This is a genomic window from Streptomyces krungchingensis, from assembly GCF_054729265.1.
On the sequence record NZ_JBPUKY010000001.1, the window covers coordinates 35,385 to 54,858 of the forward strand.

A 19,474-nucleotide genomic window follows, 5' to 3' on the forward strand; every position below is an offset into this window, starting at 1 on the left:
GCGGCCCGGCCGAGCGCCGTCGCCGCTGGTCAGGTCCTTCGGGAGCCACATCAGCAGGCCGGCGGTTGGGCCGCGATCCGGCGGCCCAACGCGGTGGTTTCGCACGTCGGCATCGGCGTGACGGTCCCTGTGCAGAACCGGCACTTCCGCTCAGTCGCTACGCCGCAGCAAACACCAGAGGAGCTGCGGTGACGAACCGCAACGTGACGGCGGCACGATCTACAACACGCAGTTGCTGTTCGATGCCGACGGAACCCTCCTTCAGCGCCGACGGAAGATCACCCCCACGTATCACGAGCGCATGATCTGGGGCCAGGGCGACGGGTCGGGCCGGCGTGCGGTGGACAGCACCGTCGGCCGGATCGGGCAGCTCGCATGCTGGGAGCACCACCTGCCGCTGGCGCGCTACGCCCTCATCGCCGACGGTGAGCAGATTCACGCCTCGATGTCTTCGGGCGCCTTCGGCGGTCAGCTTTTTCGCCGACCAGATAGAGGTCAACATCCGCCAGCATGCCCTGGAGTCGGCCGGCTTTGTCGTCACCGCCACGGCCTGGCTCGATGCCCACCAGCAGGCCCAGATCGCCAAGGACACCGGCGGTTCCGCAGGCGCTGTGTCCGGCGGGTTCTTCACCGCCATCATCGACCCCGAAGGACCGCCATCATCGACCCCGAAGGCCGCGTCATCGGCGAGCCGCTCACCTCCGGGGAAGGCGAAGTGATCGTCGACCTGGACTTCGCGCTGATCGACCTCCGCAAGCGACTCACCGACTCGCGCGGTCACCACAGCCGCCCCGACCTGCTGTCCCTGCAGATCGACCGCAGCCTGACGGCTCATGTGCACCACCGCGGTGCAGCAGGCTCGCCTGCCCTGGCGGACGACGAAGGCAACTCCGTCGAGAGCCACGGTTCGAGCCCACGTTGGTAATGCCCTCGATGCAGGGAACCGTTAACCTGGATATTCGGGAAGCCACCCGAGTCACCCCCAAATACGGCCGGACAGACGCGGCGTTAGCGTGGCAAAGATAAATCATCAGGGAGACCATGATGAGTACAATCGATAAACCGGGCCGGGGTGCGAGTAAGACGGCGAACATGGGGAGGTTCGACACGAAGCTCGAAGTCATCAGTCTTCCGGTTTCGGACGTCGAGCGGGCGAAGGAATTCTACGTCAAAATCGGCTGGCGCCTCGACGACGCACCCCCCGGAATCGTCCACTTCACGCCGCCCGGCTCCGGCTCCTCCGTCATGTTCGGCACCGGCTTCACCAAAGCGGCACCCGGATCGTCCCAGGGCACGATTTTGACCGTCTCGGACATCGAGGTCGCGCGAGACCAGCTGGTCGCCGCAGGAGTGGACGTCGGCAACTTCTTCCACTTCACCTCGGACGGCACGGCCGAAGGACTCGACCCGGACCGTCGCAGCTACTTCTCGCTCTTCTCGTTCAGCGACCCGGACGGCAACACCTGGCTGGTGCAGGAACTCACCACGCGCCTTGCCGGCCGCATGGGCTCCGGGCCGACGACATACGCATCGGTGAGCGACCTGGAGGCCACGCTGCGGCGTGCTGAGGCGGCCCACGGGGAGCACGAGAAGCGCACCGGGCAGCGCGACGACAACTGGCCCGCCTGGTACGCCGAGTACATGGTGCGCGAGCAGACAGGCGAGGAACTTCCCACCTGACCGGTGTTGCCCGCCGAGACGTTGTTGGCGCTGCCGGCAAAGCCGGTCACGATGACGGACAAGGGGGTGGGATCGGCGGTTCCACCACGCCGTCCCGGACCGCCTCGGACGGTCTGCTCCCCGCCCGGCGACCGGAGTCGGCCAGCGATCCGTCGCCCGGGCCGTTTTCCCGTCAGGCCGACGCCCCCGGCGCGAACCGAACGACACCGGCACACCACCACTTGTCCGCCCGACCAGCACCCCGCCGAGCCACACGCCCCCCAAAGGGCGCTCGCACCCGCCCCCGCCTCCACCCCCACAGCGGAAGCCGACCCGGACAGCAGCCACCACACCGACCCCGAAACGAACCACACCGCCGCGCCACCCACGAGCGCAGTGGCTTCGAACGGACGGGAAGGCCACCTCTGGCGTCGGTCGCGCGACTCGCCGGGGCCCCAGTTTGGAAGACGACGTATGCGCGATTGGCTGACCTGCAAAGTTCCTGACCTGGGTCGGAGCAGGGGTGGGGCCGTCGTTCCCTGTGGGTCACCGCTGCGTCCCGCAGGAACGGGCACGTAACGGGCACGGGGCTTTTCGTCCCGAACTTTCGGCCGGACGGTCATCGCGGTCCAGGACATGGTCGTGAGGTCATCGACGGCCGTTGATAGCCACCTGCGGTTGCGGTGGTTGCCGTACTCCGCGGCTGTACGGCAACCGAGCTCCATTGCCCCCTCATCCTCATCGCAGTCCGCCGCCCACAGTTTCAAGCGGTTTCCCCGCCGTCGTCACTCTACGCAGGCGGTCAGACACACCCTTCACCGATACATCGCGGCAGAATACGCGAATATGGGTAAAGAGGGTGTTTTGCTATGCGCCAGGGAGGCACAGATGGATGCCTCGGACGAACTTCTTCGAGGGTCTGGCCCGTCGGCTCTTCTGACGCTGGATGGTGCCGTCCACAGCATCAACTCGACGATGGCCTCGGCGCTGGGCAGGACGGCGGAGGAGTGCCTGGGACGCGGCTTCGGTGACCTGTACCCCGCAAGCCAGCGGCTGTCGGCCGAGAGTCTCGTGGTGGCCGCCACCAGGACGAAGGCGGTCGCGATGCGGGTGCTGGAGGTCCCGGGGCAAAGCGGAGTACCTGTTGCCTGCTTGCTCGAGGCGCGGCCGGTGAAGGATCCCGTCTGCGGTGAGGAGCTGGTATGGGTTCACTCCCTGGATGCGCACAACGACCTGGCCAGCCTGCTGATCCCGTTCCGGTTGACCGCCGAGGCCGCCGACCTCGGCTTGTGGATGTATTCACCCCAGCGGGATCAGCTGGATTGGCTCGGTGGCGCACCCGCCCTGGTCGCGCTCTCTCCGGATCTCACTACGCCGCTTTCCAGAGTGATCTCGGCGTTGCATCCTGACGACCGGGAAGCCTTCAGGCAGCTCCTGCGCTCGGCCCCCATCGAGCAGTCCCCCTGGATGAGGTTGCGCCACCTCACCCCGCAGGATGGCTGGCACCAACTCGCCCTTCAGACCCGTCGGCTCCAGTTGGGGTATGGCGGCCCCGAACGGATCTTCGGGGTACTCCGCGACGACACCAAGCAGGAGAAGCGCAAGCAGAAGGCGCAGGCCGCACTGGCTGCCGAGCGACAGCGCGCCAAGGACATCGCCGACTTCTCCTCCGTCTTGATCACCGCAGCCTCGGAGCAGGAGTTGCAGCAGGTCGTCCTGACCCGGCTCGCCGCGACCTTCGGCGCTAGCGGCGTCCTGTTCGCACTCGACGACGGCCGCCTGCGCTGCGCCACCGATGCCGGGATAGCCATGCGTGAGGCCCAGGCCCTGCACGGCCTGCAGCTGGGCCATCCGAGTCCGCTGCCCGAGGCGATCCGCACCGGCAAGCCGCTGTTCGTCCTCGACCGGGAGGACTACATCCGCCGCTGGCCGCATGGGGCCAGCTTGCCGTGGATAGACCGGCTCGGCTCCGACTACACCCTCTCGATCACCCCTCTCGGCGAGACCGGCAATCAGCCACTTGGGGCGTGGGCGATGACCTACGGCAGCGGATACCTGCCGTCCCTGGAGGAGCGGACCCTCATGGGCGTGCTGGCCGACCTGGCCGGCCAGGCACTACGGCGCATCCGGTTGCAGCAGGCGCGAGTCGAGTTGGCCACGGCGCTGCAGCAGACCATGCTCCCCACGCTGCCCGAGCACCTCCCGGGTCTGGAGGTCGCCGCCCGCTACCGGCCCAGCCGGGACGGGCTGGACATCGGCGGAGACTGGTACGACGCCTACGTGGTGCCCGACGGCGCCATCGCCCTGGAGATCGGCGACGTTCAGGGACACGATGTCGACGCCGCCGCCCTTATGGGACAGGTCCGCTCGTCCCTGCGCGCGATCGCCGCCCACGAACCGCATCCCGGAACCGTGCTGACCCGCACCAACGAGCTGCTGACCACGATGGATGTCGCACGATTCGCCAGCTGCACCCTCCTGCATGTCGACCCGCGCGGTGGACGGGTCACCGGCACCAGCGCCGGCCATGTGCCGTCTCTGTGCGCGCACAGAGACGGCAGTCACGGTGTTCGTGAGCTGCCGGGCGGGCCAGTCCTGGGCGTCGTGCCCGGCATCAACTACCGCGAGGAGGCCTTCGCCCTGGACGCGGACACCACGCTGGTCATGGTCACCGATGGCGTGGTCGAAGGACCGGGCCTGACGCTGGACGCCGGACTGGAACGAGCCGGAACACTGGCCGCCCAAGCCGTCCACGACGGGCTGAACGCCGAGGAGACCGCCGACCGCATCCTCGACGCCGCAGTCGCGGTCGACCACCTCGACGACGTGGCCGTGCTGGTCCTCCGACGCACATGACGGCGCCTGCGTCCTCCCACATCCCCGATGTGGACCCCACTACAGGTGAGCGTACCCACGCGGGCGTTGGCGCGATCTTTGGCCGGTGGCCTGCCAGGACTGGGGTCGGGCATGGCCTGGGGGGCCTTACGCTGGCCGCGGATCGGGCTGGCTCCTGCCTGCCCGCAATAGGCCCGATCGGCCCCCTGGTCTTGCTCGACGTCCGGTCCCGGACCGGGGAGGTAACTAATAAAGATCGTGTCGGCCCGCCCCAGCCACCGCGGTTCTCGGACTTGAGTCCGTGGGCGTCCAGAAGGTTCCATCCGGTGGAGAAGACCGCGGCGGCCACGAGGAGCGCGGTGGCGAGCGTCAGCACCAGGACGGTGCCGACGGGCCACAGGCGCAAGCCGCGCCGTTCGGTCGGGCGCTGGGGCAGATGTGCTCCCACACATCCCCAGGACGGTCTTGGTGTATCGCCGGTTGCGGCCGGTGACGGGTGGCTCGCCCTGATCCTCATGAAGCCGTTGATCGTATTCTGCTTCGCGATCGGCTCTTGCGCCGCCCGCTGTCCGGGCCTCGACTCGCAGCCGCAGAACGACGTCTGTCTTCCCCCTCTCGGCTCCATCAGCGCTCGGTCATGACGGTGGCCTCGGCTTCAGAGGCGCTGCCTTGGCTGCTCAGGTGGACGGTGGCGGACGTATTGAGGCCTTGGCTGTCGATCAGGCGGGCGCCGGGCTCTCTCGCGTGGCCTTCGGCCTGGCGGACTTTGCCGCGTAGCAGTCCGCTTTCACGTGAGAACTCGTAACACGATCTTGTTGGTGGGAATGGTGAGGCACGGGGTGCCGGTCGGATGCGGCTGGGATGATCGCGGCCATGACACTGGACTGGTCCCGTCTGAAGCACGCCTATGGATCCGCATCCGACCTGCCACGGCTCTTTGACGAGATCGGTGATCCCGAGCTGTCTGACGAGGCATGGGAGGAGCTGTGGGCTTCTCTCTACCACCAGGGGTCGGTGTACACGGCCAGCTTTGCCGCCCTGCCCGTTCTGGCAGACATCGCTACCAGTCGCAAGCCGGGCGGTCGCTGGCCGGCCCTTGGGTTGGCCGGCCGCATCGTCGTCGAGGAGCAGCAGCTTCACGAGCCCGGCTACGTCCAGGCGTGCTACCCGGCTGCGATCAACGAGCTGCACCAGCTGACCCAGAACGTCGTGTTGGCAGGGCCCTTCGAGGGCGATGTAGACGACTTTCTGTACTGGCTGGAGCACCTCCTGGCCTTTGAGGGGGTGCCCGTATGGAGGCACAGACTGCGCCGCGAGGAGCACCCCGTGGTGTGCCCCTCCTGCGCACTGAGCTTGGAGGTCGACCTCTCCCACAAGCCTCCAGGCACTCGCCGTCGGGACCCGAACGCGCGCTTTCGGGTTTTCGGCCGTGAGGGACCCATACTCACCGAGGTCCGCCCGGCGGCCCACGCGGACCTGCCGCCACTGGCAGCGCGGCTGCACGGTGTGGCCGTCAGAGCCGGGCAGTCAGTGGCCGCAGAGCATCTGGCCCATCTGTTCGGCCGCACGACGTGTCCGGATTGTGCTTCGGACTTCTCGGTGCCGGACCAGGTCGCAGCCTTCCAGGCATAGCAGTATATGAGCGTGTAAAAGGATCATGCGTGGGCTTTCTTGAGGCGTCTCCAGCAGATGAGGCTGGAAGCCAACGAGACGAAGGCGTCGTGGAGTTCGGTTCGGCGTTCCCGGCGGACAGCGAGGCGTTTGAACTGGTGGAGCAGGGCGAAGGTCCTCGACGACGTAGCGATTGCCTGCTCCCCGCAGCGGGCGCTGGTCTCACCCGACGGTGGTGATCTGATCGAGGGCGGCGAGAGCGGCGGCGGCCTCAACCTGGCGCGGGCTCTTCAACGCGGCGAGGGCGTCGCGGGCGGCGAGGAGTGTCTGCCGTGCCTCGGGGTGTCCCGCGGCAGCGAGTGCCCGTCCCAGGTCGAGCCGGGCCTGTTCCACCCAGGCCGGCATTTCGGCGGCCTCGAAGTCGGCGAGTGCTTGCCGCAAAGGCGGTTCAGCCTCGTGCCAGCGTTCCAGGGCCGCGAGGTCATTGCCGATCTGCTGCCGAGCAACCGCATGGTAGAGGGCGATCAGCTCGTCCGTACGGCCCGGGATCCCTGCCCGGCAGATCCGCTCGCTGCGGCGGTGGATGTCGAGGGCCTCTGCCGGCCGCCCCGTCTGCCGCAACAGCGTGCCCAGGGTGTTGAGGATGGTCAGTTCGGCCAGCCGGGCCTGCGGGGAATCCTGTGCGGCGAGGCACTGGGCCGACTTCCGCAGCCGCCCGTGGGCCTCCTCGGTCCGGCCCAGGCGGTGGAGGGCGCCCGCGCCGTAGCCGAGTGCCCAGCCCTCCTGCAGACCGTCCCCGCACTCGCGTGCCGCTGTGAGCGCGGCATCGGCCGATGTCAGGGCGGCGTCGGGGTCGTGGACGCAGAGGTTGTAGGACCAGGCGAGGTAGTTGAGGTGGACTGCCTCTTCCTGTCTGCTGCCCAGCGAGCGCGCGGATTCTGCGGCGCACGCGAACACCTCGACCCACTGCTCCCAGTGCTGGGTGACGTCGGAGAACCAGTGCATGGCCTCTGCCGTGTCCAGGACCTCTCGATGCCGGCCCGACGCGTGGGCTCGGCGCAGTGCGTCGAGCCACTGGGCACGCTCGGCCTCCAGCCAGGCCCGCGCCTCGTCCCTGCCGACGGGCGCCGTGTCCGGGTCCGGGTCGCGGTGCGGTGCGGCCAGGACCGGGTCGGCCTCGAAGTGCAGTGCGGCGGCGGTGGCCCTGCGCAGCATCCAGCGAGCGGCGCGGTCGAGGGCGGCGTCGCGGTCGCCGGGGTTGTCCTCCGTCTCAGTCAGCTCGGCTGCGTAGAGCCTGAGCAAGTCGTGGAAGCTGTACCGCTCGGCGTTGGCATCGCTCTGGAGCAGTCCGGCGTCGGTCAGCTCCTCGGCGCAGGCGAACGCCTCGTCGTATGACAGTCCGGCCAGAAGCGCGCCGGTTTCGGGGCTGAAGTCCGCGCCGGCGGCCAGTGCGGCCCGCCGCAGGAAGGTCTTCGGTTCTGGGGCGAGTTGCCGGTAGGAGAGCGCAAAGGCGGCGCGCACGCGCAGGGTGCCGGCCTGCAGGCCGTCGAGGCGCCGTCCTTCGGCGGCAAGGCGGGTGGCGAGCTTGCTCAGCCGTTCGTGGGGTCGGCTCAGCAGCCGTTGGCCGGCGATCCGGACGGCCAGTGGGAGGTGTCCACACAGGTCCGCGAGGTCCCGCGCCGCCTGTGCCTCGGCCTGCACGCGTTCCGGGCCCAGGATGCGGGTGAGGAGTTCCACCGCCTCTTCGCGTCTCAGCAGCGCGAGATCGCTGCGGTGGACGGACTCCAGGCCCGCCAGGGAGTGGCGGCTGGTGACGAGTGTCAGGGACGGTCCGGCAGCGGGCAGCAGGGGGCGGACCTGGGCCTCGTCGGCGGCGTTGTCGAGCAGCAGGAGCACGCGCCGGTCGCTGACCAGGGATCGCCACAGGCCCGCGCGGTCGTCGGTGTCGGCCGGTATCGCGGCGTCGGCGATGCCCATTGCGCCGAGTAGCCGGGACAGCGCGTCCCTGGGCGGGGTCGGCTCGGGGTCCATACCGCGCAGGTCCAGGGCGAATTGCCCGTCGGGGAAGTGCGGAGCGAGGTGATGCGCGGCGTGTACGGCGAACGCGGTCTTGCCGAGCCCCGGCTGCCCGGTGACGACGGTGACCGCCGACCGGCCGCGCTCGGCGTCATGGGCCAGCTCCAGCAGCCGGGCGAGTGCCGGGGCTCGTGCGGTGAAGTCCCCGATGTCGCGCGGGAGGGCCAACGTGGCGGACGCGGCGAGGCCGTCCGTGGTGCGGGGGCGCGGTCGGCCCAGGGCGGCGGACTGCTCCAGGCGCGCTGCCTCGTCGCCTTCGAGTCCCAGCGCTTCGGCCAGAGCCTGAACGGTACGGCGCTGCGGTCCCCGGGTGCGCCCGCGTTCCATGTCCGCCAGTGCTCTGACGCTGACCTCGGCCGCGTGGGCGAGTGCCTCCTGGCTGAGTCCGGCGCGCGTCCGCAGCTGACGCAGTCGGTGCCCGAAGTCACTGCCGACAGGCGTGGCACCGCGCACTGTTGATGTCTCCGTTCGTCCGGCTCTCCCAGCGCGAGCCACCGGCAGAAGTATGACAGTCGGTAGTTCTGCCGGGTGAACTGCCTGGGAGACGACGGCGCGCGGTGATCGACTGAAGGCACGGGTTCGCGCACACCCTTCTGTCCGGCTACCGGACGGGCTAGGGCAGTTCAGAACCGCGGTACACCGACCAGACCACCATGGCCGCCGGCAACAGGCTTGCGGCTCCGCACCAATTCATCGGGGAACCTTTCATGAACACTCTCCTGCGCCGTCCCGCCCTGCTCGCCGTCGCCGGCGCGGCACTCGCTCTCTCCCTCACCGCCTGCCAGGGTGGCGAGGACAGCAACGCGTCTTCCTCGGCCTCCTCCTCGGCGAGCGAATCGGCGGCGGCCGGCAAGACCGACGGCGCGTCGGAAACGGCGGAGACGACCGACTCGGCCGGGTCGACCGGATCGCAGGGCTCTTCGGGGTCTTCGGGGTCTTCGGGGTCTGCGAACTCCACGGGCTCGACCGGCAGGCAGGCTGCCGGCTCCACCCCGGTGTGCACGGCCGGGGACGTCACCATCACTGCCGCCACTCAGGACGGTCCGCCGTACACCCATCTCATTCTCACGGCGAAGAACACCTCCGGGCACTCGTGCCGCCTGGCGGGCTTCCCGCACGTCCAGCTCCTGGAGAGCCACAAGCAGGATGTCCCGGCCGTCGCAAAGAGCAAGCCGGCCGCACCTGTCGTGATCTCGGCAGGGGCCCCGGCCTACGCCCTGCTGAAGGTGTCGAACGGCGGTGTGGACGAGGACAACGAGCCCGTGTCGGCGTTCTCCGTCACGCTGGAGGGCGACTCGACGGTCATCGCCGTCAGCGCGCCCGGCAGCGAGGGCATCGCCGCCGACCCGGCGAAGGCACTCACCGGCTACTGGACTCCCGAACTCCGCAACGGGGCGGACGACTTCTGAAGCCCGTGTCGACGCCCGAAGGGATCGATCGGCCTTCTCCTGCCTGATCACGTCGGACGTCGCGGTCCCGCCTGACGAACCGTTGGCGGAAGCGCCGCTGCCTGTCGCGCGGGGCCGTGCACGGGCGCGTGGCCGTGCGGCGGCGCGGGAGGATGTGCGCGGGACTGGGGTGCGGGTTGCGGGCTTGCCACAGGGCCCCGATCTGCAGAGAGTTCTCGTCTCGGCTCTCCCGCCCGCGCACGGCCCGCCCGCTGGTGGTCATGGGGACACCGGTCGCATCGTCCTCGGCGCCGAGCCGCAGGCGAGTTGGCTGCAGCCGGTGCGGTCGCAGGCCGGCCGGTGGGGCCATGCACCTCGCCGCCACCCGCCAGTTCCGCGCCCGTGAAGGCCACTTACGAGTGGGATGAAAACCCTCGCACGTCGTCGTCGCCTCATCGGGCATCGAGAACCAGGTCCCGCTCGCAGAGGTCCACCTTGAGGGCCGCATTCCCTGCAGCCTCACTGGCGAACTCATATGTGGGCGGCCCACCACATCACCACCCATTCCGATCTCATCCCCGGTGTTGCCTGTCGGCCCCGTCACGGCCCTCGGCCTCGACACGTTCCAGCAGGGCTGTGCCGAGCTCGGACTCGTCACCGTCGGAGCCGCTGGCTGCCTCACCCCACCGAAGAGCTTTTGTGCGACCTCGGTGGCCCAGTAGGTGAGGACCATCTGCGCGCCGGCCCGGCGGATGCCGGTGAGAGTTTCGAGGATCACCTTGTCGCGGTCGATCCAGCTCTTCGCGGCGGCGATGACCTTCACGAGCACGTCGAGGTTGGGCCCGGCGGGCTTCACCATGACCATGTCGACGCCCTCCTCCAAGTCGAATGCCAACTCGCGCATAGACTCACGGAGGTTGGCAGGGTCCTGCTGGTGGGTCTTGCGGTCAACGTTGCGGGAGGAGCCGACGGCCTCGCGGAAGTGGCCGTAGAAGGCGGAGGAGTACTTCGCGGTGACTGGCGTGTCGAGATGGGCGCAACCATCGTGGAACGGCTTCGTCACATGGACGTGCGCCGCGCGCCTGGGCTTCTGGGATCGACCCGGGAGGCACCGTCATGACTCAGCACCTGGATTCCTCGCCCATAGCCATGGGCCGGCCGCTGCTGGTCGAGGCCGTCAACATGACAGCAGACTCGTCCGCGGAAGCCAGCAGATACCTGGCTGCTGAAGGAGCGGTGGGGCGCGCCCGGCGGCTGCGGTCGGAGGGGGCCGACATCATCGAACTGGGTCCTGCGGCGAGCCACCTGGGAGTCCAGGAAGTGGGCGCGGCCGGGGAAATCAGGCGGTTGGCCGACGTCATGGACCAGGTGGTCGCCGAGAGTGTGCCAGTATCGGTCGACTCGTTCCTGCCTGAGTTCCAGCGCTTCGCCGTCGCTCGTAGGAGCCCCGTACCTGAACGACATTCAGGGCTTTCCCGATCCCGGATCGTACGAGGAACTCACGGGCTCTGGTTGTCGGCTGAACGTCAGGCACTCCGTGCAGCGGCGTGCACCAGCCACCGAAGCGTTGACCGATGCCACCGAAGTGGGCAGGGAAATCGAGGAGTTCTTCGCCGGGCGTCTGGCCGCGCCGGCAACGGCCGGCATCAGCCGGGAACAGCTGGTCATCGATCCAGGGCGCCCTTCGGGCCCTTTCCGGAACCAGCTGGGGTCAGTCCGGCAACTGTGGCGACGGAGTTGTACGCGGCATGGCACTGAGCGGATTACCCCGGTACCCATGACGAGGGCACCCCCCACGATGCGCTCACCGTCTTCTACGCCCGGGAAACCGCCGAAGGAGGAGCATGATGGATCAGCGAGAAGCGATCGTCGCGGTGGTGCGACGCAAAGAGCGAGTGCTCGTCATCCAGCGGGGTCCGCTGGCCAGGCTGTCAGGATACTGGGCGCCCCTCAGCGGCAAACTCGAACACGGTGAGACGCAGGCTGAAGCCCTGATCCGGGAAGTGCACGAGGAAGTCGGGCTGAGGGTCTCGCCCGTGGCCAAGGTCTGGGAGTCGCAGACCGAGGACGGCACGTTCCGTCTGCACTGGTGGACGGCGGAGGCTGAGGAAGGCGAGGTCGTTCTGCATCCGGGTGAGGTGAGCGACGCCCGCTGGGTCACACCTCAGGAGTTCTCCCGGCTTCAGCCCGTCTTCGAGAGCGACCGCGTGTTCTTCGACCGCGTACTGCCGCAACTCTGACGACGCGTCGAAGGAGTACAGAGCGCTGCGGCGCACAACCTACGCCGCTTGGCACCTCTCTGAAGCCGCAGGCAGCCAACACGAAGGAGTTCTGGCCGGTGACCGCGTTACTGAGCTCTTCGGATTGTTGTCGGGGGTCGTGACGTGTGGTGATCCCTGCGGTAGGCCGGGGATATGCGGTATGCGCAGGGTGGCGGACTGACCGCGGAGCGACGGCGGTTTCGCGAGCGGATCCGGTACGAGGCAGGCGAACGGTTCGGTCGCGGCATCTTGAGCGTGGTGTCCCGGCCTGGCATCAGCTCACGCAGGCCGCCGCACGGCCGGCCGGCACGGGCCGGCGCGGTGCGGGGCGCGGCGCATCGCGCCGGCGCGGCTTCTCAGCCTTCCTCAGGGGTGTTGAGGAAGGCCAGGCCGAGGGGGGTGAGGCTGTGCAGCATGGAGTTGCGGTGGCGCAGCGAGCGGATCAGTCCGGCCTCGCGAAGGACCGTGGCGTGTTCGCTGGCGCTCGCGGGAGCGATTCCCGCGCGAGCGGCGAGTTCCTTGGTGGAACACCCCGGGTGCTCGGCGACGGTGGTGAGCACCGTGGTGCGGGTGCGGCCCAGAAGCGTCGACGCACCGGAGGAGCGTGAGCGGCCGGGTATTGAGGCAGGGACGGTGAGGTCACCAGGGTGGCGGTCCGGGCAGGCGGGGTAGCTCACCGAGACGGGCGGGCCGTCGGTGACGATGGCGCGGGTGCAGAACATCGACGGGACGAGCAACAGGCCTTCTCCGTCCAGGTGAACGTCCCGGTCGGCTCCGCTGGGCATGCGGACTTCCAGGACCGGGGCCTTCCATCGCATCCACTGGGGGTTGGCCTGGGTCAGCAGCTGCTCGACCCCGCCGGTGAGCAACTGCTGCAGGCGCAGCGGCCGGTCCGCCTCCAGGTGTGCGGTGAAGCGGTCCCAGTGCGGAGCGAGCAGGCAGGTATGGAGGTCGCCGAGTCCCGTGCAGAGCTCGGCGAACAAGGAGGCGTCGTCGGCCAGGCGGCGGGTCCAGGCGGGCAGTGAAGGACGACGCCGTGCTGTCTCCAGCAGGTTCGTCCTGACGTGTTCGCGTGGTGTGCTGCGCACCTGTTCCAGAAGGTCTTCGACACCGCCCGCTCTGGCCGGGCTGAGGAAGTCCGGGGAACATCCCACGGCAGGCATGAGCGTCAGCGCCACGCGAGCCTGGGCGGACAGCTGGGCGCGCGCACGGTGGCGCCAGGCATCGAGCCGGGCGGGCCGGCCGCGGCTCTGCAGCGCTCGCGCGGCAAGTTCCAGCTCGTGCAGCGGCATCGGCGCGTCGGCCACACGTGTGCGGGCCAGATCCTGAACCGTGAAATGTATGCGGTAGACCATGGCAGCCTGGGGCGGTCCTTCCGTAATGTCGTCCTTCGGGCCAGGCCGAATCAGATCGAGATCGTGCCGGTCAGCAGGGAGGCTGGGCCCACCAGCCAGCCGACATGGTAGATGGCCTGAGCCGGTGCGTGTCCAGGCACGGTGTGACGGCTCGAGGCCCGACGCGGCACCCACACCACACCCCGGGCATGCTCCAACATTTCGAGAGGGGGTGTCTTGCGTGGACGGCCGAACACCTCATCACACTCCCGACCACCGGCGGCCGTTGACGGGCCTGCCCCGCGCCCCGCCCCTCACACCGCCGCCGCGCACGGGCGCGCACCGCGTGGGGCGGCTCGGAGAGACACACCGTGGGTGCTGAAGGCCGCGGGTGAAGCGGTTTTGACGGCTCTCAGCACCAACTAGCTAGTGCGTCGGGCAGCAGCCACGCGGTCGTGCGGGGTCGACGCCATGTGATCACGTGCGGTCCGCGGCCGTTCAAGGAAATAGGTGCAGCCAAAAGCTGCTTGCACATCCTCTCCTCAGGCCCACCGGCACGGGGAAAGGCTCGTCCAGCGAGAGGAACTCGTGAAGTCCACGTCCAAGAGACCTGCGTTCGGCGCGTTCGTGGGGCTCAGCATGCTGTTGGTGGCGGCCACGCCGTCGGCGTCCCTGGCGCCGGCGGGCCCGGCCCGTACGGTGCCGATCTCGCCGTCGCACTCCAGATCGCCTCTTTCGTCCGCCCTTCAGGCCGACGCATCCCGGCCCGCCGCCGCGCAGCGGTGGATAGCGTTGATCACCGGCGACCGCGTCCTGGTCAACGGCAAGGGCGATGTCCTGTCCGTCCGTCCGGCCAAGGGCCGTAAGAACATACCTCTGCGTGTCGAGCGCGTCGGCGGCCACACCTACGCCATTCCCCGCGATGCGCGGAGCCTGGTCGAAAGCGGTCACCTGGACCGGCGGCTGTTCGACATGACCACGCAGAGCGCGTCCGCCTACGCCCAGCGCACGGACCTGCGGCTCATCGTCCTGTACGACGGGGCCCGCCCGGCGGCCAGGACGGCCCTGCGCACCACGGGCGGGGCCGCCGTGCAGCACCGGCTGGCCAGCATCAACGCCGACGCCATCAGTGCGCCCGCGAACGGCACTTCCACCCTGTGGTCGGCCCTGACCGACCCGTCCGCCCACGCCGTCGGCCGCACCGCCGCGCCCGGCATCGCGTCGGTATGGCTCGATGCCGTCGTCGAAGCCTCGCTCGACAAGAGCGTGCCGCAGATCGGCGGACCCGAGGCATGGGCGGCCGGTTACGACGGCACCGGCACACGTATCGCCGTCCTGGACACCGGTATCGACACCACCCACCCCGACCTGGCCGGCAAGGTCGCCGCCGAGCACAACTTCTCCAACTCGCCGACCACGGACGACCGGTTCGGCCACGGCACGCACGTCGCGTCCATCGCGGCGGGCACCGGCGCCAAGTCCGCCGGCACGTACAAGGGTGTGGCGCCGGGCGCCGCTCTTCTGGACGCCAAGGTGCTCAACGACAACGGCCAGGGCGGCATGTCCGAGATCATCGCGGGCATGGAGTGGGCCGTGGCCCAGAAGGCGGACGTCGCCAACCTCAGCCTGGGCGCCTACGACTCCCCGGAGATCGACCCGATGGAGGAGGCGGTCAACAAGCTCTCGGCCGAGAGCAACACCCTCTTCGTCATCGCGGCCGGCAACAACGGCGAGCAGGGAGCCGGATCGATCAGCACGCCGGGCAGCGCGGACGCCGCGCTCACCGTCGGCGCGGTCGACAAGCAGGACGTTCTCGCCCCGTTCTCCAGCACCGGGCCGCGTATCGGGGACGACGGCATCAAGCCCGACCTCACCGCGCCCGGTGTCGGCATCGGGGCCGCGGCCGCGCACGACAGCTTCATGGCCGGCGCCGGCACCCCGGTCGCCGACGGCTACGTAGCCCTCAGCGGCACCTCCATGGCGTCCCCGCACGTCGCGGGCGCTGCCGCCCTCCTCGCCCAGCAGCACCCCGACTGGAGCGGCGACGACATCAAGCAGACGCTCGTCGCGTCGACCACGCCCGGTGCGTACACGGCGTTCGAGCAGGGCTCCGGCCGCGTCGATCTGCGCGGCGCGATCAAGCAGAGCGTCTTCACCAAGCAGACCTCGCTTTCCTTCGGTCTCGCCCGCTGGCCGCACACCGACGACCAGGTGCTCACCAAGAACCTCACCTACCACAACACGGGTGACACGCCGATCACCCTGAAGCTGACCGTGGGCGCCACCGCGCCCGACCAAAGTCCCGCGCCCAGCGGGATGTTCAGCGCCGACGACCAGGTCACCGTCCCCGCGCACGGCGAGGCGAGCGTGACGGTCACCGCCGACACCCGGCTCGGCGGCGACACGGCAGGCCGCTTCACCGGACGCATCACCGCATCCGGCGAGGGGCAGAGCGTCGCCACCGCGCTGGCCGTCGAGCGCGAGCCGGAGATGTACGACGTCACCGTCAAGCTCCTGGACCGTGCGGGCAAGCCCGCCCCCGCAGCTGCCTGGGACGCCACGCTGGCCGGCCTGTCCGGTCCCCTCAAGGGAGGCGCCTCCTACCTGTCCGCAGACACCTACACGGTGCGCGTTCCCAAGGGCCGGTACTACCTCAACGCCTCGCTGCGCGTGGACCCGGCCGGCTCCTACGAGCAGGGCGAGGACTGGTTCAACCAGCCCAACCTCGACGTCACCAAGGACACCACGGTGACGCTGGACGCGCGCACCACCAAACCGGTCGAGGTCACCGTCCCCGACCGTGCCGCCCAGCAGACCTCCGGCTTCGTCCGCGCGGGCGTGGACCAGGCCGGCCGCCCCGGCCCGTCCTTCCTCGCCTTCTTCGACGCCGCCAAGGAACTGCGCACCGCGCACGTCGGCCCCGACGCCGCCGGCCAGGACTCGCTGAACCAGCGCATCGAGGCCGCCTTCTCCACCGGCGTGCAGGGACACGACGACTACGACGCGGCCTACGAGCCCACGGGCGAGAGGTACGTCACCGGCTTCCAGGCCCACCCCCGCACCCGCGACTTCGCCGAGGTCCGCACCCAGCTGGGGACGGCCGGGAAGGACAAGACCGGATTCCTCTCGCTGGCCGCCACCGGCGGCGGCAGCGTGACCGTCGAGCGTTCCCTGCCCTCCACGACCACCCTGCACCTGCTCACACCGGACAGCACCTGGTGGCTGGCCCTGCGCCAGAGGGGAGCCGACGGCCGCCTCGACACCGTCTACAGCACGACGGAAAACACGTTCAAGCCGGGCCGTTCCTACCACCGTGTGCTGAACGTGGGTGTCTTCGGACCCGATCTGCCCGAAGGTGCCGAACTGATCCGGGTGGGCAACACGATGACCGGCAGCCTCCCGCTGTTCTCCGACGGGGCCGGCAACTCCAACAGAAACCAGACACGGGTGGACGCTGCCGACACCAGCCTCTACCGCAACGGCGAACTGGTGCGATGGAGCCCCTACCCGATGGACTTCTTCTACCCCGCAGCCAGCACCGAACAAGCCGACTACCGCCTCAACGTTACGGTCGAGCGCAGCATCGCGGCCGACGTCTCCAGCAGCCTGACCGTCAACTGGACGTTCTCCTCCGCCTACACCCCGAAAACCACCACCCTGCCCATCTCCGTCGTCCGCTTCACCCCCCGCCTGACCCTCGACAACACCAGCACAGCAGGCGCGAAGGTGCAGGTCCCGGTCACCGTGAAGGGAGCCGCCGCAGGCCAGAACCTGAAGTCGCTGAAGGTATGGGTCTCCTACGACAAGGGCACCACCTGGCGCACCGCCACCGTGCGCGACGGCCGGATCCAGGTCACCAACCCGGCAGCGGGCGGCAGCGTCTCCTTCAAGACCCAGGCCGTCGACCGGCAGGACAACGCCGTCGACCAGACCATCATCAACGCCTACCTGACGAAGTAGACACAACCTCCCCGGCCCCGACGCCCACAACGCCCTCCCCCTAGAACCGGGATAGCGCGAGCCATCAGGGCCGTCGACACCCCCAAGAACACCGAGTCGGCCGAAGGGCTCCTGCCACAGGCAGGGGCCCTTCTGCGTGCGCCTGGCCCGGCATGGCCCGCGCGACTCCCAATTCCGGGGCCGGCCTGCGCAGCCGACACACCAACGGCCTGCGGCGACAGGGCCTTGGACACCGCGACACCCCTCCCACTCCGGGGCCGGCCAGTTCAGACGTCACCCGCTCATGCATCAGCCCCTTCCCCGGGGCCGGCTCGGCAACGCCAGACGGTGCCCGACGACGGCCGGGCCGGCAAGCGCCGACCCTCACATCGCGGGCCGCACCATCGGCCGGTGATGCGGCGCGGACCAAGATCAGTCCGTGGCGATCAGCAGGTCACCCTCGCCGTCTCGCCAGCCGATGCTCACCGCGCCGTCGGCGATGTGGAGGATGTCGAGCTTGACGAAGTAGTCGTAGTCGTCCGGCACGGTCATGGACGGCAGCCGCAGGGTGTGGAGCAGGCGCCCGGTGCCGGCGTCGAGGACGAGCAGGTCGGCATGGATCCGACGCCCGGTGTCCGTCTCGGTGAGGAAGGGCTGGCGTACGACGTACACCCGGCCGTCGGCGATCTTCGCGAGCCCGTACTCCTGGCCGGCCGACGCCCGCACCTGCCAAAAGGACCGTCCGTCAAGGGTGTTATAGGCGTGCAGGAGGGTGTCGTGGTCTGCGGAGCCGTCGTTCGGGTCGGTCCCGGCCAGTACGGTGCCGCTGCCGGCTGCGATCACGTCCCACCCCTCCAGCGGGAACGTGGCGCGCGGAGAGATCCCCTGACGGTTCGCATCGAGCGAGTGGATTGTCTGTGTACGCTCCGGGTCTGGAGCGACGAGGATGTGCCCGTCACTCCAGGCCGTCTTTTTGGGGTCCACGGTGCGCTGCTGCCACAGGACCTTTCCTGTGCGGTTGTCGACGCCGAGCAGCAGGTGGTGTTCGTCCAGCTTCAGGCTCGTCACGTTGCACATCACGTGGACGGCGCTCAGGTGGTCCGGCAGGGCGTGCACGGAGTGGACGAGTACCTCGGGACAGGACTGGGGCGTCTTCACCGTCCACAGGCTGTGGCCGTCCCGTTCGTCGAAGGCGCGCACGGCGCCGGGCGCCCCGGTGACGACCTGATGGCCGGCGAGTTCCACGGACCGGTAGCCGTCCTCCCCGATCTCCACGCGCCACAGCAGCCTGCCCGTCCGAAGATCGATGCCGACGAGCCGTCCGTCAGCGTGACCGACGACCACGGTGCGCTCCGACACCTCGAACCCCCACGACACGTCGTTCCCGTCCCGGCGTTCATAGCGCCAGTACTCCTTGCCGGTGGCCAGATTCACCGCCCTCACACCAGAAGTCGTGTCCTGCAGGAGCAGCCCGTGCACCAGGGCGTGCTGGTCCGACGTCCGGCGCTTCACGTGCTCGGGCGCGAGCGGGGCGCCGACGGCGAACGCCGGCGGGAAGGGACCGTGGGCCCCGGTGAACACGTCCTGCGACTCGTGCCAGTCCGCCAGCCCACCGACCGCGAGGAGGACGAGCATGATGAACACACCCCACACCCGGCCGCGGGCCATCTGTATGTCCGCACGGCTCGGAACAGACCTGCCCGGCCCCCTGGACAGGCCCACCCCTGGTTCTCCCAGCAGATTCATCCGGCGCGCCATCACTGCCCCCCACAGGCTCTGCCTCCTGTCACGGTGACACGGCGGCCCAGGGATCTTCACCCCCGCGAAGCAGCCAGACAAGCCAGAACGCCGTCCAAACCCCGTCGCCCGCAGGAACACGTGACCAGTAAAGGAGGCCGAACCGCACCTTTCTGACATCCCGCCAGTTCCGCTCACTCCCGGACACGTGAGGTCCTCACGCGACCAAGAGCGGTCCACATGCCCTCACAGCAAAGAGGCCCGTCCGCCTGAACGTAATCGCGGGCGGACCGGCCCCATGCCGAGACGTCGCCAGACAACGCCGCAACGCCCCTCGCACACGAGATGGCGCAGGCCGATCCAGCCACCGGGCGAACAGCGCGGTCACGAAAGGGCGGCCGCGACACGCGGCGAATGACTCCATGAACCTTCAGCTGGACGATCGTCCTCATAGGCAATAGATGAGGCCTGGGGGGCACTGCCCCCCCGGCAACAGTCCGGAGCGGCCGGGCATTGCCCGACACGGCGGGCGGCGGCTTCAAAGCCGAGGCCGGGCAGAGCGCCGATCCTCCCGGGGGCGGGCGCTTGGATCGGACGCGCACCACGACAGCGCCCCCCCGTGTCCAAGGGAAGG

11 protein-coding genes, 2 pseudogenes and 1 riboswitch are annotated in these 19,474 nt (G+C 69.3%); of the genes and pseudogenes, 9 read left to right on the forward strand and 4 right to left on the reverse strand.

The annotated features are described in order from the left end of the window. Nucleotides 1-232 precede the first annotated feature (232 nt). The 4 genes from ACSYGO_RS00185 to ACSYGO_RS00200 all read left to right on the forward strand — a co-directional run bounded on the left by ACSYGO_RS00185 (nt 233) and on the right by ACSYGO_RS00200 (nt 6,126). The gene (locus ACSYGO_RS00185) at nt 233-925 is read left to right on the forward strand and encodes a nitrilase-related carbon-nitrogen hydrolase (RefSeq protein WP_460385349.1); all 693 of its coding nucleotides are present in this window, start codon (nt 233-235) and stop codon (nt 923-925) included. Between the two features lie 167 nt (nt 926-1,092). Then, nucleotides 1,093-1,680, forward strand: coding sequence for a VOC family protein (locus ACSYGO_RS00190; protein WP_460385350.1), 588 nt, complete (start codon nt 1,093-1,095; stop codon nt 1,678-1,680). 867 nt (nt 1,681-2,547) lie between these two features. After that, on the forward strand, nt 2,548-4,515 hold the full coding sequence (locus ACSYGO_RS00195) for a SpoIIE family protein phosphatase (protein WP_460385351.1): 1,968 nt from the start codon (nt 2,548-2,550) through the stop codon (nt 4,513-4,515). An 852-nt stretch (nt 4,516-5,367) separates the two neighbouring features. Further along, nucleotides 5,368-6,126 carry a hypothetical protein gene (locus ACSYGO_RS00200; protein ID WP_460385352.1) on the forward strand — a complete coding sequence of 253 codons (759 nt, stop codon included), beginning with the start codon at nt 5,368-5,370 and terminating at the stop codon, nt 6,124-6,126. 201 nt (nt 6,127-6,327) lie between these two features. Here ACSYGO_RS00200 and ACSYGO_RS00205 read toward each other — a convergent pair whose 3' ends face one another. Continuing rightward, a complete protein-coding gene (locus ACSYGO_RS00205; RefSeq protein ID WP_460385353.1) occupies nt 6,328-8,634 on the reverse strand; it encodes an ATP-binding protein in 2,307 nt (768 codons plus the stop codon). Nucleotides 8,635-8,888: 254 nt separating this feature from the next. On the opposite strand from ACSYGO_RS00205, the gene ACSYGO_RS00210 reads away from it, so the two are divergent. Further along, nucleotides 8,889-9,590, forward strand: a complete 702-nt coding sequence (locus tag ACSYGO_RS00210) for a DUF4232 domain-containing protein (protein ID WP_460385354.1) — start codon at nt 8,889-8,891, stop codon at nt 9,588-9,590. A gap of 670 nt (nt 9,591-10,260) precedes the next feature. On the opposite strand, the pseudogene ACSYGO_RS00215 reads toward ACSYGO_RS00210, so the two are convergent. Beyond that, a pseudogene (locus ACSYGO_RS00215) lies at nt 10,261-10,584 on the reverse strand (porphobilinogen synthase); the annotation flags it as partial. Next, a riboswitch (ZMP/ZTP riboswitch) is annotated at nt 10,573-10,664 on the forward strand. Its footprint overlaps the pseudogene before it by 12 nt. A gap of 87 nt (nt 10,665-10,751) precedes the next feature. On the opposite strand from ACSYGO_RS00215, the pseudogene ACSYGO_RS00220 reads away from it, so the two are divergent. The 3 genes and pseudogenes from ACSYGO_RS00220 to ACSYGO_RS00230 form a co-directional block, all read left to right on the forward strand. Beyond that, nucleotides 10,752-10,946 (forward strand): annotated as a pseudogene (locus ACSYGO_RS00220) (dihydropteroate synthase); the annotation flags it as partial. Between the two features lie 4 nt (nt 10,947-10,950). After that, the gene (locus ACSYGO_RS00225; protein ID WP_460389652.1) at nt 10,951-11,544 is read left to right on the forward strand and encodes a dihydropteroate synthase; all 594 of its coding nucleotides are present in this window, start codon (nt 10,951-10,953) and stop codon (nt 11,542-11,544) included. Beyond that, nucleotides 11,435-11,809, forward strand: a complete 375-nt coding sequence (locus ACSYGO_RS00230; protein ID WP_460389653.1) for an NUDIX domain-containing protein — start codon at nt 11,435-11,437, stop codon at nt 11,807-11,809. The genes ACSYGO_RS00225 and ACSYGO_RS00230 overlap by 110 nt, the downstream gene beginning before the upstream one ends. Nucleotides 11,810-12,186: 377 nt before the next feature. On the opposite strand, the gene ACSYGO_RS00235 is transcribed toward ACSYGO_RS00230, so the two are convergent. Beyond that, a complete protein-coding gene (locus tag ACSYGO_RS00235) occupies nt 12,187-13,185 on the reverse strand; it encodes a MarR family transcriptional regulator (protein ID WP_432173620.1) in 999 nt (332 codons plus the stop codon). 567 nt (nt 13,186-13,752) lie between these two features. On the opposite strand from ACSYGO_RS00235, the gene ACSYGO_RS00240 reads away from it, so the two are divergent. After that, nucleotides 13,753-17,124: a S8 family serine peptidase gene (locus ACSYGO_RS00240; protein WP_460385355.1), complete on the forward strand. Its 3,372-nt coding sequence runs from the start codon at nt 13,753-13,755 to the stop codon at nt 17,122-17,124. 411 nt (nt 17,125-17,535) lie between these two features. Here ACSYGO_RS00240 and ACSYGO_RS00245 read toward each other — a convergent pair whose 3' ends face one another. After that, nucleotides 17,536-18,771: a PQQ-binding-like beta-propeller repeat protein gene (locus tag ACSYGO_RS00245; protein ID WP_460385356.1), complete on the reverse strand. Its 1,236-nt coding sequence runs from the start codon at nt 18,769-18,771 to the stop codon at nt 17,536-17,538. Nucleotides 18,772-19,474: the final 703 nt, after the last annotated feature.

Coding starts and splice junctions, on each gene's coding strand:
- ACSYGO_RS00200 (WP_460385352.1), top strand. CDS start 5,368: ATGACACTGGACTGGTCCCGTCTGAAGCACGCCTATGGATCCGCATCC.
- ACSYGO_RS00210 (WP_460385354.1), top strand. CDS start 8,889: ATGAACACTCTCCTGCGCCGTCCCGCCCTGCTCGCCGTCGCCGGCGCG.
- ACSYGO_RS00190 (WP_460385350.1), top strand. CDS start 1,093: ATGGGGAGGTTCGACACGAAGCTCGAAGTCATCAGTCTTCCGGTTTCG.
- ACSYGO_RS00235 (WP_432173620.1), bottom strand. CDS start 13,185: ATGGTCTACCGCATACATTTCACGGTTCAGGATCTGGCCCGCACACGT.
- ACSYGO_RS00195 (WP_460385351.1), top strand. CDS start 2,548: ATGGATGCCTCGGACGAACTTCTTCGAGGGTCTGGCCCGTCGGCTCTT.
- ACSYGO_RS00245 (WP_460385356.1), bottom strand. CDS start 18,771: ATGGCCCGCGGCCGGGTGTGGGGTGTGTTCATCATGCTCGTCCTCCTC.